This is a genomic window from Steroidobacter sp., assembly GCF_036402275.1.
Taxonomy (GTDB): domain Bacteria; phylum Pseudomonadota; class Gammaproteobacteria; order Steroidobacterales; family Steroidobacteraceae; genus Steroidobacter.
This window is the reverse complement of the sequence record NZ_DASWTF010000011.1, coordinates 1-22510: the sequence shown is the minus strand read 5'-3', so window position 1 is coordinate 22510 and position 22510 is coordinate 1. Positions and strand designations below refer to the sequence as shown.

At 62.5% G+C, this 22510-nt stretch carries 25 protein-coding genes and 1 pseudogene; 8 read left to right on the top strand and 18 right to left on the bottom strand.

The features are described 5' to 3' along the window. Nucleotides 1–129: 129 nt before the first annotated feature. The 4 genes from VGD45_RS04005 to VGD45_RS03990 form a co-directional block, all read right to left on the bottom strand. Complete coding sequence (locus tag VGD45_RS04005) at nt 130–630, bottom strand: metallophosphoesterase family protein (protein ID WP_331153975.1); 501 nt, start codon at nt 628–630, stop codon at nt 130–132. Nucleotides 631–775: 145 nt separating this feature from the next. Further along, nucleotides 776–2380, bottom strand: coding sequence for an RDD family protein (locus VGD45_RS04000; RefSeq protein ID WP_331153974.1), 1605 nt, complete (start codon nt 2378–2380; stop codon nt 776–778). Nucleotides 2381–2399: 19 nt separating this feature from the next. Then, a complete protein-coding gene (locus VGD45_RS03995; protein ID WP_331153973.1) occupies nt 2400–2861 on the bottom strand; it encodes a hypothetical protein in 462 nt (153 codons plus the stop codon). Nucleotides 2862–2872: 11 nt separating this feature from the next. Beyond that, nucleotides 2873–3439 (bottom strand): sigma-70 family RNA polymerase sigma factor, encoded by a 567-nt coding sequence (locus VGD45_RS03990; RefSeq protein WP_331153972.1) that lies wholly within the window; start codon nt 3437–3439, stop codon nt 2873–2875. Between the two features lie 158 nt (nt 3440–3597). Here VGD45_RS03990 and VGD45_RS03985 point away from each other — a divergent pair, with 158 nt between their 5' ends. Next, nucleotides 3598–4878 (top strand): fimbria/pilus outer membrane usher protein, encoded by a 1281-nt coding sequence (locus VGD45_RS03985; RefSeq protein WP_331153971.1) that lies wholly within the window; start codon nt 3598–3600, stop codon nt 4876–4878. 13 nt (nt 4879–4891) lie between these two features. On the opposite strand, the gene VGD45_RS03980 is transcribed toward VGD45_RS03985, so the two are convergent. Continuing rightward, the gene (locus tag VGD45_RS03980) at nt 4892–5632 is read right to left on the bottom strand and encodes a DUF4159 domain-containing protein (RefSeq protein WP_331153970.1); all 741 of its coding nucleotides are present in this window, start codon (nt 5630–5632) and stop codon (nt 4892–4894) included. A gap of 208 nt (nt 5633–5840) precedes the next feature. On the opposite strand from VGD45_RS03980, the gene VGD45_RS03975 reads away from it, so the two are divergent. After that, nucleotides 5841–6719 (top strand): acyltransferase, encoded by an 879-nt coding sequence (locus VGD45_RS03975; protein ID WP_331153969.1) that lies wholly within the window; start codon nt 5841–5843, stop codon nt 6717–6719. 1 nt (nt 6720) lies between these two features. Here VGD45_RS03975 and VGD45_RS03970 read toward each other — a convergent pair whose 3' ends face one another. Further along, nucleotides 6721–7005, bottom strand: coding sequence for a UBP-type zinc finger domain-containing protein (locus VGD45_RS03970; RefSeq protein WP_331153968.1), 285 nt, complete (start codon nt 7003–7005; stop codon nt 6721–6723). 49 nt (nt 7006–7054) lie between these two features. Here VGD45_RS03970 and VGD45_RS03965 point away from each other — a divergent pair, with 49 nt between their 5' ends. Next, nucleotides 7055–7450 carry a GFA family protein gene (locus tag VGD45_RS03965; RefSeq protein WP_331153967.1) on the top strand — a complete coding sequence of 132 codons (396 nt, stop codon included), beginning with the start codon at nt 7055–7057 and terminating at the stop codon, nt 7448–7450. Here VGD45_RS03965 and VGD45_RS03960 read toward each other — a convergent pair. The 6 genes and pseudogenes from VGD45_RS03960 to VGD45_RS03935 form a co-directional block, all read right to left on the bottom strand. Beyond that, the gene (locus tag VGD45_RS03960; RefSeq protein ID WP_331153966.1) at nt 7447–7788 is read right to left on the bottom strand and encodes an NIPSNAP family protein; all 342 of its coding nucleotides are present in this window, start codon (nt 7786–7788) and stop codon (nt 7447–7449) included. The genes VGD45_RS03965 and VGD45_RS03960 overlap by 4 nt on opposite strands. 128 nt (nt 7789–7916) lie before the next feature. Then, nucleotides 7917–8492 carry an RT0821/Lpp0805 family surface protein gene (locus tag VGD45_RS03955; protein WP_331153965.1) on the bottom strand — a complete coding sequence of 192 codons (576 nt, stop codon included), beginning with the start codon at nt 8490–8492 and terminating at the stop codon, nt 7917–7919. 174 nt (nt 8493–8666) lie between these two features. Further along, entirely contained in the window at nt 8667–9536 is an 870-nt protein-coding gene (locus VGD45_RS03950; protein WP_331153964.1) for a formylglycine-generating enzyme family protein, read from the bottom strand. A gap of 106 nt (nt 9537–9642) precedes the next feature. Next, nucleotides 9643–10098, bottom strand: a complete 456-nt coding sequence (locus VGD45_RS03945) for a PEP-CTERM sorting domain-containing protein (RefSeq protein ID WP_331153963.1) — start codon at nt 10096–10098, stop codon at nt 9643–9645. A 273-nt stretch (nt 10099–10371) separates the two neighbouring features. Next, nucleotides 10372–10455 (bottom strand): annotated as a pseudogene (locus VGD45_RS34045) (PEP-CTERM sorting domain-containing protein); the annotation flags it as partial. Between the two features lie 684 nt (nt 10456–11139). Then, on the bottom strand, nt 11140–11823 hold the full coding sequence (locus tag VGD45_RS03935) for a GNAT family N-acetyltransferase (RefSeq protein ID WP_331153961.1): 684 nt from the start codon (nt 11821–11823) through the stop codon (nt 11140–11142). 62 nt (nt 11824–11885) lie between these two features. Between VGD45_RS03935 and VGD45_RS03930 the strand changes: the two genes are divergently transcribed. Continuing rightward, on the top strand, nt 11886–12347 hold the full coding sequence (locus tag VGD45_RS03930; protein ID WP_331153960.1) for a Rid family detoxifying hydrolase: 462 nt from the start codon (nt 11886–11888) through the stop codon (nt 12345–12347). 55 nt (nt 12348–12402) lie between these two features. Here VGD45_RS03930 and VGD45_RS03925 read toward each other — a convergent pair whose 3' ends face one another. Next, nucleotides 12403–15630 carry an amidohydrolase family protein gene (locus VGD45_RS03925; RefSeq protein ID WP_331153959.1) on the bottom strand — a complete coding sequence of 1076 codons (3228 nt, stop codon included), beginning with the start codon at nt 15628–15630 and terminating at the stop codon, nt 12403–12405. Nucleotides 15631–15771: 141 nt separating this feature from the next. On the opposite strand from VGD45_RS03925, the gene purT reads away from it, so the two are divergent. After that, nucleotides 15772–16962: a formate-dependent phosphoribosylglycinamide formyltransferase gene (purT, locus tag VGD45_RS03920; RefSeq protein WP_331153958.1), complete on the top strand. Its 1191-nt coding sequence runs from the start codon at nt 15772–15774 to the stop codon at nt 16960–16962. Here the strand turns inward: purT and VGD45_RS03915 are convergent. Next, nucleotides 16959–17699, bottom strand: a complete 741-nt coding sequence (locus tag VGD45_RS03915; RefSeq protein ID WP_331153957.1) for an EcsC family protein — start codon at nt 17697–17699, stop codon at nt 16959–16961. The genes purT and VGD45_RS03915 overlap by 4 nt on opposite strands. A gap of 131 nt (nt 17700–17830) precedes the next feature. On the opposite strand from VGD45_RS03915, the gene VGD45_RS03910 reads away from it, so the two are divergent. The 3 genes from VGD45_RS03910 to VGD45_RS03900 all read left to right on the top strand — a co-directional run bounded on the left by VGD45_RS03910 (nt 17831) and on the right by VGD45_RS03900 (nt 19463). Further along, nucleotides 17831–18313, top strand: a complete 483-nt coding sequence (locus tag VGD45_RS03910; protein WP_331153956.1) for a nuclear transport factor 2 family protein — start codon at nt 17831–17833, stop codon at nt 18311–18313. A gap of 98 nt (nt 18314–18411) precedes the next feature. Continuing rightward, the gene (locus tag VGD45_RS03905) at nt 18412–18972 is read left to right on the top strand and encodes a DUF6644 family protein (protein WP_331153955.1); all 561 of its coding nucleotides are present in this window, start codon (nt 18412–18414) and stop codon (nt 18970–18972) included. A gap of 14 nt (nt 18973–18986) precedes the next feature. Next, nucleotides 18987–19463: a DUF6644 family protein gene (locus VGD45_RS03900; protein WP_331153954.1), complete on the top strand. Its 477-nt coding sequence runs from the start codon at nt 18987–18989 to the stop codon at nt 19461–19463. A 100-nt stretch (nt 19464–19563) separates the two neighbouring features. On the opposite strand, the gene VGD45_RS03895 is transcribed toward VGD45_RS03900, so the two are convergent. From VGD45_RS03895 to VGD45_RS03880, 4 genes are all read right to left on the bottom strand, one after another. After that, entirely contained in the window at nt 19564–19701 is a 138-nt protein-coding gene (locus tag VGD45_RS03895) for a hypothetical protein (protein ID WP_331153953.1), read from the bottom strand. A gap of 3 nt (nt 19702–19704) precedes the next feature. Further along, the gene (locus VGD45_RS03890; protein ID WP_331153952.1) at nt 19705–20148 is read right to left on the bottom strand and encodes a DUF6152 family protein; all 444 of its coding nucleotides are present in this window, start codon (nt 20146–20148) and stop codon (nt 19705–19707) included. Between the two features lie 40 nt (nt 20149–20188). Then, a complete protein-coding gene (locus VGD45_RS03885; RefSeq protein WP_331153951.1) occupies nt 20189–21076 on the bottom strand; it encodes a hypothetical protein in 888 nt (295 codons plus the stop codon). Between the two features lie 374 nt (nt 21077–21450). Then, on the bottom strand, nt 21451–22510 hold a 1060-nt coding region (locus VGD45_RS03880), incomplete at its 5' end, for an aldose epimerase family protein (protein ID WP_331153950.1).

Here is a 22510-nt window from a genome sequence, read left to right as displayed (position 1 = left end):
GGTCGGCGCCTACGATAGAAATGTGACCTGGCGCAGATTCTCCAGCGACCAGGGCCGCGTTCAGGATCGGCGCCAAATATTCGCACCGACATCGAAACTGACATTGTTTCCAACGCGAATTGCGCCGCCTCAGCCGGGCAGACGCAACTCGATGATTTCGGCGCGCACCGCTGTGTCAGTCACATATAGGCGGGCCAGCGCGATGGGTAAGCGAAAGCGGCGCGGACCGATGCTGCCGGGATTCAGAAACAACACGCCTTCGCGTTCATCGATCACCGGCTTATGCGAATGACCGCTGATCACCACGTCGATTCCCGCCGCCGCGGGGCTCAGGTCGATCTGCGCCAGGTCGTGCAACACATGAATGGAATGGCCGCGAACCTCGATCAGCAACGATTCAGGAATCGCCTCGGCCCAGGCGCCTTTGTCGTTGTTGCCGCGGACGGCACTGACGGGCGCAAGGGATTGCAACTTTTCCAGCACGTGCGGCGAGCCGATGTCGCCGGCGTGAATGATTCGTTCGACGTCGACGAGGTGTTTCAGCGCCTCGGGGCGGAGCAGGCCGTGAGTGTCGGAGACCACGCCGATGACGGTCTGGCCGGGCGTGTCGGCGGCGATCGAGGATTCCATTGACTCTTCAGCAGGCGCGTTCAGCAAACTGGGGCGACGTATCGCCACTCTAAACGCGCCGCCACAGGGTCGCCAGCTGAGGAATTAACCAGCTGGAAGTGCCTGATGAACCAACGAATGATGAATATGAACGGTCGCAGGTTCATCAGGTGAGCGGCTGACTTCTCGGCACGCGCACCACCACCGTGCCGGCGATCTTGTCATGCCACGTCTGGCGATTGTCGTCGAACACCATCCAGAGGAAGCCGAGGCCGAGCGGGAAGAACGACAGGAAACATCCCAGCGCTCGCACGATGGAGGTTTCCCAGGTGATGTCACGCCCGTCCGTCCGCACCACGCGCAAGTTGCAAATGATGCCGCCGATGGTTGTGCCTCGCAGTTTCCACATCACCGCGCCGTAACCGGCCAGCACCACCAGGAAGACATGATCGAGCGGTTCGAGCACGTTCACGATCACGGCGATCAGTATTGCGTCGAGCGCGAGAGCACCCATGCGAATCCAGAAGCCAGCACGGGGCATGCCCGTCAATTCGATATTGCTGGGGGTCGATGGCGGCGGAACCGCCGTGCCGTCGACGGCGACATCGGGCGCCGCACCGGCACTGGCGCCGGACATGCTTCCGACCGGCGCTGCAGCCGGCGCGTAATTCGCGCGCATCGCGAGTATCAACGTGTACACAACAGCGCCGAATCCCAGCAGACCGATCAAGTTGAACGCGATGAACCCGAACACGGGCACTACATACAAGAGCAGGGCGAGCAGCCCGCCGATCAGCACGGCGAAGGCGAGGTGGCTGAACGCGCCGATGCCGGCGAAGCGAGTGATGCGTCGGCCGATCGTGGCGAGCACGACCGCCTTACCGAACAAACTGGCGCAGAATATCCCGAGCAGCAGAAACGGCACGAGCGGGGCGCCCACGATGGTGATTGCCACGAGAGTGATCAGCACCGGTGCGAACAGCGCGGCGAGCACGGATGCGAGCACGGTCTGCGCCGGCCGCTCTTCCAACGTCGTGACACAGCGTTGCATGCCCTGATCGAACATCACGGCCAGCAGCACATACAAAGCGAGGAAGCCGGCCGCGAGCCACCACGCCCACGCCAGGCTGGACTCGAACGCCAGCGGTCGGCCGTACAGCAGCGCGTGCTCGAACCAGGGTTTGAGCCATTCGAAACGACCGAAGTGCTGACCGAACGAAATCTGTTGTTGCGGACCATGCACGACAGCGGCGGGATCGCGCGTGACGGTGCCGCCTACGGAGACCAGTTCGCCATGCACGATGGCGTTGGGGCCGAGCTGGACGTTACCCATCATCGCCAGTACGTCCTCACGGACCTCAGCGTTCACATACACGTCGCCGAAAATCGCGACGACAGCCTCGCCGACCGGGCCGGTCGCCGATGCATTACCAAAGATGGCCACCACCGCTTCACCCACTTCGCCGGCGGAGGACGCCGAGCCGAAGATGGAGATCACCGAATCCGCATATTCACCGGCCGGCAGCGAGGAATCGTCGCCGATGTGCACGATGACGTTTTCGTGCCGATTCTCGAAGCGACGCTCAGCTCTGTCGAGGCGACGCTCGGCGGTATCGGCCTCTCGTTCGGCGCGCTCGACTTCGAGCTGCGGTTCCGCAGGCTCCGCTGGCGGCGCGGGTGGTGCGGGTGGTTCCTGCGCGAGAGCCAAGTGCGCGCCGCCGACACTGGCGAGCAGCGCGATCAGTATCCATTTGTGAAACAAACGATTCATACGGAACACCAGGCCCTCGTCAACGGGGCACATACAACGTTCGGTAGGCAGCCGCGCTGACGCCGAACAACGTGAGATACAACGCTCCGAGCACGCTCAGTCCGCCGTAAATCCACAGCGACGGCAGGTCGCGCAGCACGGCGCCGATGGTGGAGAGCAACGAAGGAATCCAGGCGACGCTGGCGAATAGCGAGGCTCCGCGGGTGGCCGGATCGAGCGGATCGATGATCAACGCCGTGGCGTCGAGCCCGGCCTTCGCGAAACCGACCGAGGCGATCAGGAACAGCAGGCGCACTGCCACGGGCCAGCCGGCGAAGCTGTCGCGCCACCACGGCGCTGCCGCGCGCTGTGCGATCGCTGCCATCACCTTATCTTCGAAGCCGGCAGGCGCACGTCGCAGCGGTTGGTCGCGCAGCGCCTTGTCGATCAGGCGTTCGAGTTGCTGTTCGCGAGGCTCGTTCGGATGCATGGGAGTGTTCATGATGGCGGCCTCTAGAAACATTCCGCCGTGAGACCGCGGGCAGCGAGATTCTTCGCCATGGCGGCGCGCGCCCGCAGGATGTCGATTTTCACTTTCGATAACGAAATGCCGAGCTGCTGGGCGATCTCTTCATAGGACATTTCCTCGAAGTGATACAGCACCAGCGGCAGCCGGCGATGATCGGGCAATTGGTTCAGGGTCTCGGCGACGATGGCGCGCCGGCTGTCCGCATCCATGTCGACGGCGTCGCCTTCCGGCTGCGGGATGTCCATGTCCGTATCGTCATCGTCGTCGGCGGAGCGCATCTCGGAAAAGAACCGCCAGCGACGGCGATAGCGCGTGGCATGGTTGAGCGCGAGATTGCGCGCCACGGTCTTTAGCCAGCCGCCTGCCGAGGGGCTGGTCTGCAACTGCGCGAAGTTCTCGTAGGCTTTCAGGAACACCTGCTGGGCGATGTCTTCGGCCGGGCCGTCGCGGCCGGTGATCCGCGCGGCGGTGCTGAAGACCATGTCCTGATAAGCACGCATGAAGCTTGCGAAGTCGTCCTGGCGCGGAGTGTCCGGGGGTTGCCTTGCCACGGTGATGTCGTCGTTTAGCTTTAGAACACCGCGCCAGCCGGGAAGTTACAGGTCCAAGAATCTGCCCAGAATCCGTATCTTAGCCGACCCTGTCGGTCGCATGCCGACAGGGCGCCACTGATGGTCAGTGGCTCGGAGGCTACATAAAATGGCCGCCGATGACTTCGACGATACGGACTATCTCCATCCTGTTTTCCGCCCTGGCGCTCGTGGCCTGCGCCGCGCCCCAGGTGAGCGAGCCCGAGACCGTGGCGGTGCGCGCCACCTCGCTGAACCCGTCGTATTCGTCCGTCAACGCTCAGATTCTGAGCGACGCCGCCAAGATCGACTCCAGCTTTACGGCCACTCTGGATCCCGAAGTGGGCGTCGATACCGTGACCCGGCTGCAGTCTTCGTACACCCAGGAAGTGGGTGACGAGAGTCTGCGCGTCGGCGATGCCGTCAGCAGCGTGGGGATGTGGGGGACCTCGGTCCGTTACGGCGGCATGCAGTTCGGCACGAGTTCCGAGACTCGGGCGGATGTCATTGCTTCGAACCGAATGGCGACCGCCGGCATGGCGGTGTTGCCGACGGTGGCCGATGCGCTATTCGCCTCCGCCAGCGATGCGGGCTCGAACCTCGGCCAGCAAAATCTTTCCGTCGACCGCTCGCTCCCGTCCGGTGGTCAGGGTTGGAACCTCGCCGTGCAGGATGCGCTCGGGCACTCGCAGTCCATCGCCGCGCCGATGATCGCCCGGACGCGCCTGGTCGAAGAAGGGTGCTCGGATTTTTCGGTGGGCATCGGCAAGGTGCGCGAGGACTATGCGCTGACCAGTAATTCTTACGGCCCGATGTTCGCCAACACCACGGTCGCGTGCGGCGCGCCGTTGGGCTTCACCGTCGAAGGACACGGCGAGTACCTGGCTGACGAAGTGACCGCGCTGGGCTTCGGCGTGGCGCGTCAGTTCGGATCGTTGGGCACCGCTTCCGTCGCCTTCGCTCAGAGCAACGATGTGAGCGGCGCGTCCGGCTGGATGTCGAAGGTGGGCTTCGATCACAGCAACTCAATGTTCAATCTGATGGTGCGCTCACGCTTTCAGAGCCGCGAGTTCCGCGACATCGGCAGCATGGCGCTGACCGATCCCATCATGCAGCGTGATCTGGCGAGCGTCGGTGTGAATGTCACCGAAAGGGCCAGCCTGTCGGTGGCCTATGCGACGCAAACCACCTGGGCGCGCGAACGGACCAACCTCATCGCCCTGAAACAAAGCATGGGCGTGGGTCGCGGCACCATGTCCATGAGCGCCGGCCATTCGCTGGAAGACAACTTCGGCTCGTCGGTGTTTATTTCTTACAAGCGGCCGTTCGGCGGCATCAAGCCCTGGTCGCGCCGCGTGGCGGACGAAATCGAAGAGCTGGACCTGCAGTTGCCCCAATCGATGCAGTCGGTCGACAACTAACCGGACCATCGGTTTAGTGCGTCATCGCGTACAAAATATAGTTGATGGCGTACTTGTACGCGCGCGTCGTGTACTGCAGTGAATATTCAGGGACGTCGGCGTGTTCCCAGGCGTCGCCGAGGTCCATGTTGAAGTTGATCATCACCATCAGCCGGCCGTCGTCGTCGTAGATGCCGCGCCACTGCGGCGTGAAGCCGTCCCGCTCGTAGTTGCGGCCGCTGTACAGCGACTGGATGCCCGGAATCTGAATGTGCTCTTCCAGGTCGTAAGCGACGTGGAAGACGGCGTCGTCGGGCGGCACGTCGACGATGGCGCGGTCCGGGAAAATTCGATGCATGCCTTCGATGAAGCCGGCCCATTCGAGGCTGCCGTGAAAGTCGTCCACCATCAGGAAGCCGCCGCGTAACAAGTACTCACGCAGGCGCGCGATTTCCTCGTCGGTCAGCGCCCAGTGACCCACTTCGACAGCGTAGATCCAGGGATAGTCGAACAGCGACTCGTCCATGATGCTCAGGTAATGGCCACTCTCGGCGGTGTCGATGCGCGTCAGGCGCTTGATGCCCCGGATCAGGTGCATCTCGGCGTCGGGAAAGTCGGTCAGCCAGCGCTCGCGACCGCCGAACAGGGTGGTGCCGATGTACTGCATGCGGACGAACTGGAATTCGGCGTGCGGCCGGAGAGTCTCGGTGGGACTCGAGTCGGAGCTCAAGGCCGCCACGGGAATCGCGATCAGTGCGACCAGCCGCCAGGCCATTCCTCGGCCGCTCAGGGCCCGAAGGACTCGCCGGAACAGGGCTGGCGACGAAGGAGGGGGCATGCGAAGCACCATGGCATCAACCGCCGGCTCTGGCAATGGGGTAGCCGTCGACCGGCCGGCGGACGCGAAACGAGGCCGGGAAAATCGCCACACCCGCCACATCTATGTATGCTGCGCGCGCCTTACCGGGCGACAGAGTTGGGCGATGAGCTGGTTAAGAATCGCGTTCGGCACGCTGCTCCTGACGACGAATACCCTTTTACATGTGCCGCCGCTGCTGCTGGTGGCGCTGGTGAAGGCCATTGCGCCGTTGCGGCCGGTCCGCCGGGTCTGCGACGGTGTGCTGATGGCGATCGCCGCGAGCTGGATCGGGATCAACACCACTTTGATCCGCTGGTTCACCCGCACGCGCTTCGTGGTCGATATCGATGCCCGTCTGCAGCCCGACGGCCATTACCTCGTGCTGGCGAATCATCAGACCTGGGTGGACATCCCGGTGCTGCAGGCTGCCCTGAATCGGCGCGTGCCGCTGCTGCGTTTCTTTCTGAAGAGCCAGCTGTTCTGGGTGCCGTTGCTGGGGCTGGCGTGGTGGGCGCTCGACTTCCCCTTCATGAAGCGCTACTCGCGGCAGCAGCTCGAAAAGCGGCCTGAGCTGGCCGGGCGAGACATCGCCGCCACGCGCCGGGCGTGCGCCAAGTTCATGCACATTCCCGTCGCGGTCATGAATTTCGTGGAGGGCACGCGCTTCACGACGGCCAAGCATGCTCAGCAGTCATCGCCGTTCGCGCATCTGCTCAAGCCCAAGGCCGGTGGCGTCGCGTTCGTGCTCGACGCCATGGGGCGAGCTTTGCATTCCATTCTGGACGTGACCATCGTCTATCCCGACGGTCGCCCGACCATGCTGGATCTGTTCGCGAACCGCTTACGCGAGGTGCGGGTGACGATTCGCGAGCGGCCGATTCCGGCCGAGCTGCTCGAAGGCGATTATCAGAACGATCCGGCGTTTCGCGAGCGGGTGCAGGCCTGGCTGAACGATCTGTGGGGTGAGAAGGATCGGCTGATTACTCAGCAGCGGGCTGTGTGAGCTAGCGGAGATACGGCAGTACTTCGCGAGGCAGGCGAACGGCTTCTTCGTCGACGAAACACCAGGCCCAGCGCTCGTCCGGCTCGAACGACGCCATCACCGGATGCTGGGTCTGGTGGAAATGCCTGGTGGCGTGGCGATTGGGCGAGCTGTCACAACAGCCCACGTGGCCGCAGCTCAAGCACAGGCGCAGATGCACCCACGTGCCGCCCATCTTCAGGCACTCCTCGCAACCCTGCGCCTTCGGCGGCAGCGGCTTGACGGCGCCAATGTGTTCGCATGACATGCTCGATCTCCCGGTGGAATGCCAACGATACTGCACAGGAGCAGCCGTCATGACAACTCGCCTCGCCACTTGCAACTGCGGCCAACTCAAAGTGCGCACCGAAGGCGAACCTGTTCGCGTCTCCGTGTGCCATTGCCTCGCCTGTCAGCGGCGCTCCGGCAGCGTATTCGCCATGCAGGCACGCTTCGAACGGCCGAACGTGAGTGTCGAGGGGCAGATCAAGCAGTGGGTGCGCGTCACCGATTCAGGCAATCGGTGCATTCACAATTTCTGCCCCGAGTGTGGCGCGACGGTGTTCTATCAATTGCACACGGCGCCCGATGTGTTTGCCGTCCCCGTCGGGGCCTTCGCCGATCCAACGTTCCCCGAGCCGAAGTTCTCGGTCTACGAAGAGAGGAAACATTCGTGGGTCCGCATGCCCGAGTCGGCGGAGTGCTCGTTCTAAGGCTGAGTAGACTGCCGCAAGTCCTCGATCGCGGCCGGCGATAGCCACAGCACGGTGTTCATATAATTTTCGATCAGCGACAGGATGGCTTCGCGCGGCCCTCGTCGCCACGCGTCGGAGCCATAGAAGGCGTCCTGGCGGGTGCGCAGGTCGTTCAAGTCGTCGTACGCGCGAATCAGAAAATAAGTGTCGGATTCGTGCGCCGATGGACCGAACGCTACGACATCCGTCTGCCATTCACGCAGTAGCGGCACGGCGCGTTTGTCGAATGCTTCATGAAACGCGGCGGTCGCGCCGGGCTTGAGTTTGTAGGAGCGGATTTCGACGAGTCGCTTCATGGCGGCGCTTCCTCGCGGCCCATGCTACGTCGCTGGCGGACAGCGTCGAGTTCAAAAACGGACAATCCAAAGCAAACGGGCCCGGCGCATGGCGCCAGGCCCGTTCGGGAGAGGTTCGTAGTTCGGGATCAGCCCATGCGCCAGACGCCGCTGCTGTCGCGGCAGGCGCGGCCTTCGGAGGATTTGCTCTTCTTGCCTTCGCTGGCCTTGAGTTTGAAACGGCGGCAGTTCTTCGAGTCCTTGCTGCTCAGAGCGAGCGGCGTGAGCACGTACGAGACGTGAGTGCGATCGTTGACCCAGCTCACGCTGCGGCCGGGTTCGGCGAGCTCGAGCGCGTGGCCGAAGCAGCCGCGATCGCCTTCGTCGAGGTCTTCGCCGATCTCACGGCCGATCAGGCCGCCGAGCACGGTACCCGCGATGATGGCCACGGTGCGGCCGGTGCCATCGCCGATCTGCGATCCGATCACCCCGCCCGCGACGGCCCCGACGACGGTGCCAATCGCCTTGCGATTGCACGAGCCCTCGCGCACGCCGTAATCGTATTCCCATTCGCCGCCGGTATAGCCGACATAGCGAGGATCATGTTTCTTGCGCCAGCCGTGCGCCTTCGCGTGATCTGGCGGATCGCTCAGCGCAGGTGCGCTCGACAAAATCGACGCGCAGAGCAGGGCGACGAAAACAGGTTTGAACAAACGAGTGAACATGGTGCGCCTTTAGTGCGTGTAGTAGTCGCGGCCGGGGGCGCATCATAGCAGGCGTTTTCGGCGTGCAGCTGCTGTCGCTATTCGCCGAATGAGCGATCGCGTTGTGTTGGCAATGGCGCGTGCATCCACCCCTAAGCAGTTACGTCTTTTGTGACGTGGATCATGGCGGCGAGCTTACTCCGCAAGTCGAAACCCGACAGTGAAATAGCCTTGATCCTGCGGACCACGAAGACGGAAACGTTCTTCGAGAAATTCGCCGGCGTCGCCGTACGAGCCGCCGCGGACGACGTGGTAGCCAGGCGTCGGACATGAGTTGCGAGCATCGCCATTCGCAGGTGCGCCGTTGTAATCGGCGTGATAGCAGTCCTGCTGCCATTCCCACACGTTACCGCGAATGTCGTGCAGTCCATGTTTGTCGGCGGGGAAGCTGCCGATGGGCGCAGTCTGGACCCATGTGTCAGCGCCCTCAGTCTTGCCGCCGCAGCACTCGATTTTGCCGATGTTTGCGACGTCGTGCGTGACGGAGCCGTTGCCGAGATTGGCCGTGGTCGCGATGTATTCCCACTCGGCTTCGGACGGCAGTCGATAATGACGGCCGGTCTTGCGGTTCAACCAAGCGATATAGGCTTGCGTGTCACGCCAGCTGACGCAGACGACGGGATGATTCTCCGGTTGGGCAAAGCCGGGATTGGCCCAGTTGCGTTCGGGATCGATGAACCAGCTCGTGCTTTCGTTGTAGACATTGCACTTGCGCTCGGAGACGTAACCCGTCTCTTGCGTGAAGGCGCGAAACTCGCCCAATGTGACTTCGTGCTTGGCGACTTTGAAGGGCTGTTCGATAGTGACGGTGTGCGTGGGGCCGTCGATCTCGCCGTAACCTCGATCCACGGTCTTGCCCATTTGAAACGAGCCCGCTGGTACGGTGACCATCTCCGGGCAAGTGGCGCATTCTTTGTTATCTGCCGCCGCGATGTGCGAGGCCGTGGCCAGCCACAAAATCGCACCGGAACCTGCCCAAAACTGCGCGCTGTATCGACCGATCATCGACGTCTCCCCTAAAAGCGTCGACGTCGATCTTATGCACATGCGCCGCGTGCAACCGGCGCGTTATCGGTGTCCGTCGGTGATCGAGGCGCACCGGGCGCGCGAATCAGCTTCGCTTGCGACGCCGCGCCAGTCCGACTCCCATCAATGCGATACCCAGCAGCGCCAGCGTGCCGGGCTCGGGCACGGTTTTCGGCGGCGAAACTCCGAACAGCTTGATGTGCGACAGCCGACCATCACGGTCGGTGAGTTTGACGAAGCGCCAGTCGCCACTGGAGAGCAGCGGGTTCAAGAAGTACACGAACCAATGATCGAGCTTCTCGCCGCCGACGGGCTGGACCGCGATGGTGAGCTGATTCAGGTGCGTGTCGACTGAGAATATTCCTTCCGCGATGTCGGTGAGGTCCGCGGCCAGACAGGCGCGGATTTCGGCGGCGTCCATCGCTACGTGGTTGGCGGAAGCTTCCTTGCATAGCACGGGCACCGCGCCTACCGCCGTCGTGAAACAAAACGCCATGAGCGCTAGCGCGCTCGCGCCCAGGCCCATCGATGTGACTTTCATGAAGTGCTCCAGTGAACGTTACAACTGGAGATAGGCAAGCGGCGTGCCGAACAAATAACTGCTTGATCCGCTGCAGTTCATGCGGAGCAGCGTGAAAAATCCTGTAAATCCCCTCGCCATGGACATAATCCAGCGCGTTTGCCGATCGATGGCGGCAATATTTCCACGGTGGGCGCTGCTTATGTTTTATCGTTCGGAAGGCGCAGCTCAAATAAAAAAGCCCCGCCCGGAGTGCGGGCGAGGCTCAGTTCATCGACAAGCTTCGTTGTTCTATCAGGCTTGCTTGCGACGGCGGGCGACGCCGGCGCCGAGCAGACCGAGGCCCAGCAGCGCCAGGGTGCCTGGCTCGGGCACGTTGGTGCTGGGCGAGCCGCCATACAGCTGGACGTGCGACAAGCCGCCGCCGCGACCGAACACGTTCACGAAATCCCAACTGCCGGTGGCGATCAGTGGGTTCAACAGATACACGAACCACTCATCGGGCCGGTTGCCGGTGCCGAACTTGAAGCCGATGGCGATCTCGTCCCAGCTGTCCCACAGGCTGGCGTCCAGGGTGAACGTGCCGGTGGTGCCGTTCTGGGTATAACTGGCGGATCCGATGCCGACCAGACCCGAGCCCAGACCGTCGGTGGTCAGGAAGTCGTCCGTCGCCGGATTGCCGTTGATGTTGCCCACGCCGCCGCCCAAGCACTCGGACACCAGCGACGTATCCACGTACATGTGATTGACCGTCGAGTCGTCGCACAGCAGTGGCACCGCGCCCGCCGACCCCGCAAAAGAAAATGCCGCTAGCGCGAGGGCGAGTGCGCCGAGGCTTGTTGATTTGACACTCATCGAGAACTCCAGTGATCGATTCAGGTTAAACACAGGCAAGGGTCATGCCCGGTAAGTTAACCATTTGATCCTGTGAGTATCTTCGGTAGCGAACGGGTAGATCGTGTAAATCTTTTCGCCAGCGCCCTGCGTGGAGCGCTTAGGGGAAACGCTGCATTTTTGAGAGCGCGCTCGTTGCCGTTACAACGAGCGGCACAGCTTCGTTACTTACGTGCGCTTCAGTAACCACAGCGGCAACGTCGCTCGATCCTCGAACCCGAGTCTCGTATAGAGAGCACGCGCGCGAGCGTTGGTTTCGTTCACGTGCAGGAACGGGGTGATGCCCCGTTTGAGTTGTCTGGCGACGATGAGATTGATCAATCGAGCCGCATAGCCCCGCCCGGTGAAGTTCGGGTGAGTGCACACGGCGCTGATTTCTTCATAGCCGTGCAGCTTCATGCGCTCGCCGGCCATGGCGGCGAAGTGCGAGCCCTCGCGGATGGCGAAGTACTCGCCCATCTCGGGCGTCCGCCGCCGGAAGTATCCAGGGAACACCAACGCCGTGAGCGCAAGCATGTCCGGTGTATCGGTTTCCGACAGCGGCACGATGCCGCTCGCATCCTCTTCGGGCGCGGGCGCGTCCGTTCGCCACACCATCTGCACGATGTTGCCGGTGGCGAGCAGTTCCCAACCTGCGTCGAGCTTGGGAGTGACGCTGACGATGTTGACGATCTCGCTCGGCGCGACCAGTTCAGCCAATGCACGCGCGGCCTCGGCGCTCGGCTCTGGCGTAGCCATGAAGGGCGCCACTTCGGCGGGATAGCGTTTGGCGATCGGACCGCCGATCGCGAAGTGAGATTGCGCGGAGATCAGGGCGGACCAGATCGGGTTGTTCAAGGCGTCCGGGTTCATGGCGGGATTTTATCGCGGGGGCTAAGCTGTCGGCCGTCCAACGATAACACCAGGGGCCTCGCATGCTGATTCGAACCCTCTTCGCCGCATTGGCCATATCGACCGCGGCGAGCGCCGGAGCTGCCGACAAGCCGCAGTTCCTGAATTCACCGCGCGCGGCGGAGCTGGATCGGCCGTTCTCGGAAGCGGTGCGGGCCGGCGACTTTCTGTTTTTATCGGGAGCGATCGGCGAGGATCCCGCCACCGGCAAGCTGCCGCCGGGCGGCATTCAGCCAGAAGCGCGCCAGACGTTGACCAACGTGAAGCGCGTGCTCGAAGCCAACGGCGCGTCGCTCAGCGACGTGGTGAAGTGCACCGTGTTCCTGGCGGACATCGCCGAGTGGCCGACGTTCAACACCATTTACCGCGAGTTCTTCAAGAAGCCGTTTCCGGCGCGCAGTGCGTTGGCCGCCAGTGGTCTTGCGATGAATGCACGTGTCGAGCTCGAATGCATCGCCTACGTGCCGCAGAAACCCACCCGCTGATTCTTGTTCGTGAGCCGGCCGCAGCGATCGCCGCTGCGGCCGGAACAGTTCCCTATTATTTTTGCCAGTACAGCGGCGCAAGCTGATGCTTGCCCGTGACGCGCTCGGCGAGCGTGCCACCCTCGTAGACGCGACCATTCAAAATCACGTAAGCAATGTCGTCCGTGACGCGGATGTCCTCGAGCGGGTTGCCGTCGAGAACCAGCAGATCCGCGAGCTTGCCGGCTTCGATGGTGCCGAGGTCCTTGTCGAGCCCCATGTAGCGCGCCGGGTTGATGGTTGCCGTCTGCAGCGCCTGCATGGGTGACATGCCGCCCAGCACGAAGCCCCACATTTCCCAATGCGAGCCCAGGCCTTCGCGCTGACCGTGCGCGCCGATGTGCACCGACACGCCCATTTCCATGAGCCGTTTGGCGTTGGCGGCCGAGTCGATCACCGGCTGGTAATCGGTCTTCGGCGCCATCTGTCGTCGCACCGAACGAGGCTGCACGACGTGCGGCGGCACGAACTTGGACAGCAGCGGATGCGCCCACACCTCCGACTCCTGATAGAACAGGAACTCGGCGCCGGGGCCGCCGTACGTCACGACCAGCGTCGGCGTGTAGCCCACGCCCGTGCGCGGCCAGAACTGCAACACATCGTCATAGAAACGTTGCGGCGGGTTGTTGTGCTCCAGTCCCGTGTTGCCATCCGCGATGAGCGTCATGTCCATCGGGTACAACGAACCGCCTTCGGCGACCACCATCAGGCCGTTCTCGCGCGCGGCGGTGACTACCATCTGTCGCTGATCGCGACGCGGCTGGTTGTAGTTTTTGACGGAAATGGCGCCTTGAGCTTTGAGACGCTGAATGTGATGACGCGCGTCTTCGATGTTCTCAATGCTCGCCAATCCTTCCGAGCGCGCGCCGTAGACGACGTCGCCGGTTGAGAAGATGCGAGGCGCGAGCACGATGCCGGCGCGTTGATACTCGGCGGCAGCGAAAATCTCGGTGGCGTTATTGGAAGGATCGTGAATCGTCGTGACGCCCAGGCCGAGATGCGCGAGCGCTGACCAGTTCTGCTGAGGAATGATGTCGTCCACGCCTTGCGGGCCATGCGCGTGAATGTCGATCAATCCGGGCATCACTGTTTTGCCGGCGAGATCGAATTTCTGGGCGTCTGCAGGAATCTGCACGGCATTGCCGGCGCCGACCGCCGTGATGCGATTGTCGCGGATCACGATCACGCCGTTGTCGATGACCTGATCGCCGTTCATGGTGACGATGCGAGCGCCAGTGAGCGCAACCGCGCCAGTCGGTTTGTCGGCCGGGCGCGAGCTGCTGAGATTCGCGATGCGCTGACCGTACACCGGCGTCGGCTCGACACCATTGCCGGCCGCGGTTTTTGCGAACAGCGTGGTCATCTCGCCGCGATACAAGTCGGGGCCGAGCGTCCAGGTGAGCGTGTCGCCGTCCGTCCAGTTCAAGTAGTCACCGCCAACTTCAGATGCGCGAAGCACGCGAACTGACTTGGTCTGCGGCGACAGGTCCAGCTGACCGCCCGGTGGCATCGGCACCACGTACACGTGGAAGTTCTCGCGGAAGGCGAGGTATTCCCCGCTCGGCGAGATTTCGATGCGGCTCGCATAGTTCGAGCGCGCATGCACGCGGCGGTCCTGGCCTTCAGCATCGACGCTGACGAATTGGTGCGCGGGTTCGGCTTCTTTGGCCGGATCTGCATCTTCCGTGTAGTAGATGCGATCCGAGCCATCGACGAAGTGAGGATTGCGACCTGTGTCGGTGAGCTTGTGCAGTTCGCCGCCCGCCGTGGGTACACGATACAAGCCAGGCTCGATGGACCACGCAGCTGAGGTGAGTCCGCCGCCCGTCGCGCGTTGCACGACGATCGCGTCGCCCTTCGGTGTGAAACGCGGCTGGTAATAGTGGCCCGGCTGCTTGGTCACAGCGCGAGACTTGCCGCCGCCCGCGCCTACGACGTGAATTTCGCCGAGTGTCGCGTCGGTCCAGCGCACGAACACGATCTGCTTGCCATCGCGCGACCACGAAGGAAACAGCTCGAACGCGTTACCGGCGTCGGTGGTGAGCTGACGCGGCGCGCCGCCGTTCACGTCTCGAACAAACAGCCGACCGAACGATTCATAGACTACGCGCTGACCGTTCGGCGACACGGTCGCGAAACGAACCATGCGTGATTGCACTTGATCTGGAGCGACGTCCACTGGGAAACGCGGCGGAGCGATGGAGGCGCGCGAGCCCGTGACGTGGAACGGAATGTCCTGCACCGTCTGAGTCGCGATATCCAGCCGCTTGATCCCGCCGCCGGCCCACAACACGAGCGATTTGCTGTCGGGCATCCAGTCCATGCGCGGATACAAGCCGTTCACCGCCCACGTTTCCTGCATGTCGCGGTCGAGATCGGCGTACAGCAGTTTGATCTCGCCCGAGCGCAGGTCTTGAGTGTACAGCGCGGTCTTCAGCGCTTCCGGCGTGCGCAGGCGACGAATGAATGCGAGGTAACGTCCATCAGGTGAAGGCGTCGGCCGCACGGCCCCGCCGGCGCCGCTGACTGCCGAAGAAGTCTCGCCGCTCGCCAGCTCGACGCGCTTGATCGCGAACACCTGGTTGTTCACGTCCTGCGCGTAGGCGAAGCGATCGCCCGGCGTGGCGTTCTGCGTGTAGTAGAGATATTTGCCATCCGGCGAGAAGGTCGGCTCGCCCAGTTCCTTTTGATAATCCTCGTTGGGACGTTTGACGACCTGCACGCCGTCGCCGCCGTCGAGGTTGTAGAACCAGATCTCGCCGGTGCCCAGCGAGCGGCGCGTGGTGAAGTGTTTGCGACCGGCGATGTAGCGCCCGTTCGGGTGCCAGGCCGGATCGTTCAACAAGCGAAAATTTTCCTTGGTGAGCTGGCGCGGCGCATTGCCATTGCGATCCATCAGCCAAAGGTTGTCGCCGCCGGCGCGGTCGGACGTGAACACGATGGTGTTGCCGTCGGGCGAGTAGCGCGGCTGCATGTCCCACGCCATGCCGGAAGTGAGCGCCTTGGCCTCGCCGCCGGCGATGGGCAGTTCGTAGATGTCGCCTAGCAGGTCGAACAGCACACGGCTGCCGTCGGGGCTCACGTCCACGCTCATCCACGTGCCCGAGCGGACATCGATGGGAATCTCGCGGCGCTCGCCCGGCGGCGCGTTCACGTCCCAGGTTTTCTTGGCTTCTTCCGCGGCGTTCGCGGCAACGGCGAGCGTGACGAGCACCGTTCCCAGCAACAAGCGTGAACGAGACATGATCATCCCTTTGCTGACGAAAGCGGGGAAGACTAATGAGCCGCTGCCTGGGCCGCAATGTGCTTTGCTAATGGCCGGTTGTATGCAATCCGCATCCGTCCGATACTGCCGGTCCTTCCCATCCTCCTTCGAGTCTTTCCCGTGACTACCTTAGGTACGCCCCTGTCGCCCTCGGCCACCCGCGTCATGCTGCTCGGCTCCGGCGAGCTGGGTAAGGAAGTCGTGATCGAGCTGCAGCGTTTTGGCTGCGAAGTGATCGCCGTGGATCGCTATCCCAACGCGCCCGCCATGCAAGTGGCGCATCGCTCGCACGTGATCAACATGCTCGATCCCGCGGCCCTGCGCCAGGTGGTCGAGCTCGAACGGCCGCGGCTCATCGTGCCGGAGATCGAAGCGATCGCGACGCCGGCGTTGCTGGAGCTGGAGAAGGAGGGCTTCACCGTGGTGCCGACGGCGCGCGCGGCGCGACTCACCATGGATCGCGAAGGGATTCGCCGCCTCGCGGCCGAGCAGTTGCAGCTGAAGACATCGCCGTATCGATTCGCCGATACCGAAGAAGAGTATCGCCAAGCCGTTCGTGACATCGGCATGCCTTGCGTGGTGAAGCCGGTGATGAGCTCCTCGGGCAAGGGCCAGAGCACGGTGCGCACCGAAGCCGACATCCCGCACGCTTGGAAATATTCGCAGCAGGGTGGCCGCGCCGGCGGCGGGCGCATCATCGTCGAAGGTTTCATCAAGTTCGATTTCGAGATCACATTGCTGACGGTGCGTCACAACGGACAAACCAGCTTCTGCGCGCCCATCGGCCATTTGCAGATCGACGGCGACTATCGCGAGTCGTGGCAGCCGCAGCCGATGAGCGACGCCGCGCTGAAGGAGTCACAGCGCATCGCTCATGCGGTGACGGAGAACCTCGGCGGCAATGGCATTTTCGGTGTCGAGTTGTTCGTGGCCGGCGATGAGATTTACTTCAGCGAGGTCTCGCCGCGGCCGCACGACACGGGGTTGGTGACGTTGATCTCGCAGGATCTGTCGGAGTTCGCGCTGCACGCGCGAGCGATCTTGGGGCTGCCGATTCCTGTTATTCGACAGAACGGACCGTCGGCGTCGTGCGCGCTGCTGGTCGAAGGCGAGTCGAACAATGTTCGCTTCGAGAATGTCGAGCGCGCGCTTACGCAGCCTGACACGGCGGTGCGGTTGTTTGGCAAACCGGAAGTGCATGGCCATCGCCGAATGGGCGTGTCCCTCGCGCTCGGCGCGAGCATCGATGAAGCACGCGCCAAGGCGAGGGCGATGACGCAGGCGCTGCTCGAGGGCGTGCGGCTCTCTTAACCGGCCTCGGGCAGAGCGGGGCGCTCGAACCAGCGCATTCGATAGGCGTTCATCGCGGTCAAGCCGAGCTTCTTCAGCAGACGGTTGTTCACGATCACGCCCACAGGGGCGCCGACGATGGGCAATAGCTGCGCCAGCTTGGCGAGGTCGATGTAGTCGCGATACTCCTGCTGGAATTTTCGCCAGTCGAACCCGTCCATGGAATTCGGCAGGGTCGAGCTCTGCTCGTGCCAGCGCTGCATCTTGCGATACACGTCGGCGCGATGGGCGTCGCTGGAGAAGGCGAGCTGGAAGACGTGCAGCAGGTACAAACGTTCGCGATAGTCCTCGCCGGAGAAGCCGTACAGCGCGGCGATCTCGAATAACAACTTGAGCTTGATGCTCAACAACAGCGGAAAATCCGCGAGGCCGAGCAGGAAACCGCCTGCGCCAGTGATGCCGCCCTCGACTGCCGCAGTCTTCCGATACCGATCGACGGCGGCGCGCACGCGAGCTTCGCGATCTTCGAGGCTGCCTTCGAGCAACGGCGGCGACGCAGTGAAGTTCGAGCCGCTCAGCACGGCCTGCGTCATTTGTTTGATCACCGCCGTGATGCTGGCGTGGACTTTTTCCGGAATGTAGCTGTTGATCTTGCGCTGAACGCCGCTGGTCGCGCGGTTCCACAGGCCGGGCCCGCGCTGCATTTCATGCTGCCACTGGCGGAGCTCTTCCAGAGCCTGGGTGTCGTAGGCGCTCATTAGGTGACGATGCCGCGTTTGTTTCCACTGTGCAAGATCGAGCTGAAGAATTGCACGTCGCGTCCACCTTTGCGACAGCGGCGATTAAGATGCGCAAACCGAGAGACTCACTACAGCAACAAGGACATCTCATGAACACACGGGCGCGCATCCTTTCACACGCGGCGGCGTTGGCCGCCTTCGCTTTCGGCGCTGTGTCGGCGCAGGCGGCGGATCTCACGACTCAGGACTACATCGATATCGAGCAGCTGTACGCCACGTACAACCACGCCATCGACAGCGGCGACGGCGAAGCCTGGGCGGCGACCTTCACGCCCGATGGCTCATTCAATACCCTCAAGGGCAAGGATGCGCTGGTGGGCTTCATCAAGAACTGGCGCGAGAAAAGAAATGGCGCGAACCGCCGCCACTGGAACACCAACCTGCGCATCACGCCGTCGGACGAAGGCGCGAACGCTGTGGTGATGCTGATGCTGCTCGATGTGGGCACGCAGCCGCCGTCCATCGTGAGCACCGGTCAATACACCGACGTTCTGGTAAAAACCCCGAACGGCTGGCGGTTCAAGTCCCGCGTGGTCAAGGGCGACGCGCCGCCCGCGCCAGCGAAATCCTGACGACTTCACCGGGCGTGGACAGACATTGATACTTCTTATCTGCCCACGCCCATCGCCCCGTCTAGAATGAAAATCGTCATCGGGGGGAGTCGAACCGCGTGAATTCGGCGTTATTGCAATTCGCTGAGTGGCTGGCCGCGAGCTCTTTCAGCGTCGGGCTGCACGAATCTTTTTATCTGTATAACTGGATCGAGACCACGCATGTCATGACGCTGATGCTCAGCCTCGGCATGCTGGCAGTCATCGACCTGCGCATGCTGGGCGTGGCGTTCGCGAACGTGCCGGCGTCGAAGATCGCCGAGCGGCTCGATAAGCCGATGCTGATCGGCTTCACGATCATGTTCATCACCGGCGTCCTGCTTTTCACCGCGATTCCGGTGCGGACGACGCAAAGCATCTGGTTCCGTCTCAAGATGCTGTTGCTGATCGCAGCCGCCATCAACGCGTGGCTGTTCCGCGGTTACATGCTTGCCGCCAAGAATTCCTGGGATCTTGAAGCGGTAGCGCCCCGCCGCGCGCGCGTGGCTGCGGGTCTGTCACTGGCGCTGTGGGCCGGCGTCATCGTCACGGGCCGCTTCATCGCGTACGACTGGTTCGACTGCGGCGGCGACAACCCCGCCTTCATCGACTGGGCCGCCGGCTGCGTCGTTGCCGAATAGAGGACCGCCCACCCATGTTGCTGTCATTTTTCGAATGGCTGGAAGCATCGCCGCTCGGCGTCTTCATGAAAGACCTGCCCGCGACGTTCGCCATCGTCGAGGCCGTGCACCTGATGGGCCTGGCCTTGCTCGGCGGCACGGTGCTCGCTCAGGACCTGCGGTTGCTCAATGTCATCTTGAAGGATGTGCCGTCGAACGTGGTGACTGAGCAGGCGCATCGCTGGTTCAAAGTGGGCCTGTGGACTCTGTTGCTCACCGGCGTGCCAATGCTCGCTGGCGTAGCGACCAAGTGTTATCACAACCCGTTCTATTGGACGAAGATGATCGCGCTCGCGATCGGCATCCTGTTCGTATTCACACTGAAGCAACCCTTACTTCGCAGTGACCATGCTTCGCTCAAGCCGGCGACGTTGAAGCTCATGGCTGTTGCTTCGATGTCCGTATGGTTCCTGGTCGCCGCCTCCGGTCGTTGGATCGGATTCTCCGGCTAACAGCCGGCGTCATCGGCGAGACGGCAAGGTCGCCGTCTTCTTCCCGTGGAAAACTTCTTGGAGTGATGCGGCCCGTGAGAACCATGGGCCGCGATATGGCTCAGCCGTAAGCCAGCCGCAACGTCTCAATGACGTCGCTGATCTGCACGAGCCAGTAGACAAGAGAGGCGAGCACAATCGCGCCAGAGACTCCCAGCGCGATTTTTTCACGAGTGCTCAAAGTAGCAACCGCGTTCATCGATTACTTTTCAGTCTCATCCGAGCCGTCCTTCGGCGCGCCGGTGCCCGACGAGCCCATGAACAGCTTACGGCCATCCGGGAAGGTCACGTCGCGGCCGTTGGCGCGGCACTTCGGTTTGCACAGCGCGTCCTTCGACTGATAACCGCGCACAACGATTTCAGTGCCGATCTTCAGCGAGTCCTTGGTGATGCCCCGGCGCAGCAGCGTGTTGGGCGTGCCGCCTTCGACCATCCAGGCTTCGGTCGTGCCGTCGGGCTTCTTGTGATCGATGTGGATCCACGCGTGTGGGTTGATCCATTCGATGCGGGTGACGTTGCCGCGCAGGTTCACCGGGCGGTTGGCGTCGAACTCGGCGGCGAAGGCGTGGTGGGCGAGGGCGACGGCGCTGCCGAGCAGGGTGCTGACGGCGGCGGCGCCGGCGGCGATGAGTAGTTTGGTACGCATGTGTTCCTGTCCTTATAAAAACTGGCTACTGGGCCTGAAGCTACTTCTTGACCGGCGGCGGAGCGCCTTCGGTCGCGGGCTTCTTGCGCAGATGGCCGTACATCAGCTCTTCGACGAACTCCACACACTTGAACTGCATCAACTGAGCATTCGGCTCCACGCGGCGATACAGCGGCATGCCGATCTTCCACGGGCGAGTGAAGGTCTCGGGGTCTTCGATGGTGGCTTCATACCACAGGTGATCCGGGCCACGCTGCGTGTAGCGCTCGGTCACTTTCAACCTATCGCTGTGGTGATTGCCGGAGCGATCGAACCAGGTTTGATCGTTGAAGCCAGTGACTTCCACCACCAGCGTGTCGCCGTCCCACTTGCCCACCGACTGGCCCATCCAGGAGTCCGCCGGCGGCGGGCCTGGATCTTTCATATAAATGTTCCGGACCGCGCCGGCGTATTCGTAAGCGAAGAACAGATGTTCGGTCTTGTCCTCGCTCTGGCTCTGGAAGATCTGGAACGGATACGGCATGTAAGTGGCGCGCGGCACGCCCGGCAGGTAGCACTTGATCTCGGGATCGAGCTCCAGCCAGTTCTTCTGGTTTTCCTTTTTCTTGGCCAGCGCCGCCGGCGTGTACGGAATCGCGTCGCCTTCGACGACGCCGAGCCCCGCGGGCACGGAGCCCACAGCACCCAATGCCACGACCTGCGGTGCAGGCACGGGCACGAACTGACCGGGAACCATCGCCATGGCGGCGCGCGCGGCGTGCGGTTCCAGATCGTAGTTGGCGGAATTGATGACCTGCCAGATGCCGTTCAGATCCGGCTTGCCGTCCTTGGTGCGCGGGCCCTTGTTTGCAGGTTGGGCCGCGACGGCGGCGGAAGCAACGCAGATAGCAAGCGCCGTTGCAATCGCGCGCGACAGTACGCTTCTCATTAAGTGAGTCTCCCCCGTGAGTTGCGAGGGATCAAACAATGCCCGCTAGGGGGCTGTCAATGAACGCCGTGTCAAGAAAAATCGGCGCGACTAGTTATATTGTCGAAAGCGGCCGAGGCCCTTTCGACACGCCCGGCAAGAGGCGCGACTCTTGCCGGGCTACCGCGCCGATTCATCCGATTCTCATGTGAAGAGAAGTCAAGATTCCGCTGTGCGCGACGTTGCGCGTACGCCCTCCGGGCTCCCTCGCAAGGAAGGAATTTTTTATTAGCCCCTTCGGGGGTAATACGTCCAACCGGAAGGATTGATTACTCGCCGGGGAAAGGCGCCGCTGACCAGAAGAGTTGGGCAGCGGCGCCTTGCTAGACCCACATTCAGCGCACGCTGAATGTATAGACCGTCTTGCTGTTGTATTCCTCACCGGGACGCAACACCGTGCTGGGAAATTCCGGCTGATTCGGCGAATCGGGGAAATGCTGGGTCTCCAGGCAGAAGCCGCTGTGCTTGACGTAGGGCTTGCCGGATTTGGCGGCCAGTTTGTCGTCCAGGAAATTGCCGGTATAGAACTGCACGCCTGGCTCCGTGGTGTGCACTTCCATCACTCGGCGCGTGGTCGGCTCCGATACGCGGGCCGCGAGTGTCAGGCCCGGCTCTTTGCGCCGGAGCACGAAGTTGTGATCGATGCCGCCGGCGATCTTGATCTGCTCGTTATCGACGTTGACGCGGTCGGCGAGCTTCACTTTGTTACGAAAGTCGAACGGCGTATCCGTCACCGGCGCGAGCTTGCCGGTGGGAATGAGTCGCTTATCGACCGGCGTATATTCGTTCGCATAGATCGTGAACTCGTGGCCCAGCACGTCGCCGTTGCCGTCGCCGGCGAGATTGAAATAAGCGTGCTGGGTGAGGTTGACCACCGTGGGCTTGTCCGTGGTCGCGTGATAATCGAACGACAGCTCATTCTTGTCGGTGAGCGTATACGTCACGCGCGTCTGCAGATTGCCAGGGAACCCTTCCTCGCCGTCCTTGCTGGTGTACGTGAAGATCACGCCCACCGAATCTTCCTTTTCGAACGGTTCGGCCTGCCACACCACTTTGTCGAAACCCTTCACGCCGCCGTGCAGAGTGTTCGGGCCGTCGTTCTTGGGCAGATTGAAGGTCTGGTCGTCGATCTTGAACTGGCCCTTGCCGATGCGATTGCCATAGCGGCCGATGATGGCGCCGAAGTACGGCGGGTTCTTGAGATAGTCGTCGAACGACTTCAGACCCAAAGTGATATCGCTGACCTTGCCGGAGCCATCCGGCACCAGCAGCGCGGTGATGATGCCGCCGTAGTTGGTGGCGCGGACTTCCATGCCGTTGGCGTTGACCATGGTGAACAAGTCAACGGCGGTGCCATCGGGCAGCGTGCCGAACGGCGCCTTGCTGACGGTGTTC

Excerpts from the sequence above, each read along its gene's own strand:
- VGD45_RS04005 (WP_331153975.1), bottom strand. The coding sequence starts at position 630 with ATGGAATCCTCGATCGCCGCCGACACGCCCGGCCAGACCGTCATCGGC.
- VGD45_RS04000 (WP_331153974.1), bottom strand. The coding sequence starts at position 2,380 with ATGAATCGTTTGTTTCACAAATGGATACTGATCGCGCTGCTCGCCAGT.
- VGD45_RS03995 (WP_331153973.1), bottom strand. The coding sequence starts at position 2,861 with ATGAACACTCCCATGCATCCGAACGAGCCTCGCGAACAGCAACTCGAA.
- VGD45_RS03985 (WP_331153971.1), top strand. The coding sequence starts at position 3,598 with ATGACTTCGACGATACGGACTATCTCCATCCTGTTTTCCGCCCTGGCG.
- VGD45_RS03980 (WP_331153970.1), bottom strand. The coding sequence starts at position 5,632 with ATGGCCTGGCGGCTGGTCGCACTGATCGCGATTCCCGTGGCGGCCTTG.
- VGD45_RS03975 (WP_331153969.1), top strand. The coding sequence starts at position 5,841 with ATGAGCTGGTTAAGAATCGCGTTCGGCACGCTGCTCCTGACGACGAAT.
- VGD45_RS03970 (WP_331153968.1), bottom strand. The coding sequence starts at position 7,005 with ATGTCATGCGAACACATTGGCGCCGTCAAGCCGCTGCCGCCGAAGGCG.
- VGD45_RS03965 (WP_331153967.1), top strand. The coding sequence starts at position 7,055 with ATGACAACTCGCCTCGCCACTTGCAACTGCGGCCAACTCAAAGTGCGC.
- VGD45_RS03960 (WP_331153966.1), bottom strand. The coding sequence starts at position 7,788 with ATGAAGCGACTCGTCGAAATCCGCTCCTACAAACTCAAGCCCGGCGCG.
- VGD45_RS03955 (WP_331153965.1), bottom strand. The coding sequence starts at position 8,492 with ATGTTCACTCGTTTGTTCAAACCTGTTTTCGTCGCCCTGCTCTGCGCG.
- VGD45_RS03950 (WP_331153964.1), bottom strand. The coding sequence starts at position 9,536 with ATGATCGGTCGATACAGCGCGCAGTTTTGGGCAGGTTCCGGTGCGATT.
- VGD45_RS03945 (WP_331153963.1), bottom strand. The coding sequence starts at position 10,098 with ATGAAAGTCACATCGATGGGCCTGGGCGCGAGCGCGCTAGCGCTCATG.
- VGD45_RS03935 (WP_331153961.1), bottom strand. The coding sequence starts at position 11,823 with ATGAACCCGGACGCCTTGAACAACCCGATCTGGTCCGCCCTGATCTCC.
- VGD45_RS03930 (WP_331153960.1), top strand. The coding sequence starts at position 11,886 with ATGCTGATTCGAACCCTCTTCGCCGCATTGGCCATATCGACCGCGGCG.
- VGD45_RS03925 (WP_331153959.1), bottom strand. The coding sequence starts at position 15,630 with ATGTCTCGTTCACGCTTGTTGCTGGGAACGGTGCTCGTCACGCTCGCC.
- VGD45_RS03915 (WP_331153957.1), bottom strand. The coding sequence starts at position 17,699 with ATGAGCGCCTACGACACCCAGGCTCTGGAAGAGCTCCGCCAGTGGCAG.
- VGD45_RS03910 (WP_331153956.1), top strand. The coding sequence starts at position 17,831 with ATGAACACACGGGCGCGCATCCTTTCACACGCGGCGGCGTTGGCCGCC.
- VGD45_RS03900 (WP_331153954.1), top strand. The coding sequence starts at position 18,987 with ATGTTGCTGTCATTTTTCGAATGGCTGGAAGCATCGCCGCTCGGCGTC.
- VGD45_RS03895 (WP_331153953.1), bottom strand. The coding sequence starts at position 19,701 with ATGAACGCGGTTGCTACTTTGAGCACTCGTGAAAAAATCGCGCTGGGA.
- VGD45_RS03890 (WP_331153952.1), bottom strand. The coding sequence starts at position 20,148 with ATGCGTACCAAACTACTCATCGCCGCCGGCGCCGCCGCCGTCAGCACC.
- VGD45_RS03885 (WP_331153951.1), bottom strand. The coding sequence starts at position 21,076 with ATGAGAAGCGTACTGTCGCGCGCGATTGCAACGGCGCTTGCTATCTGC.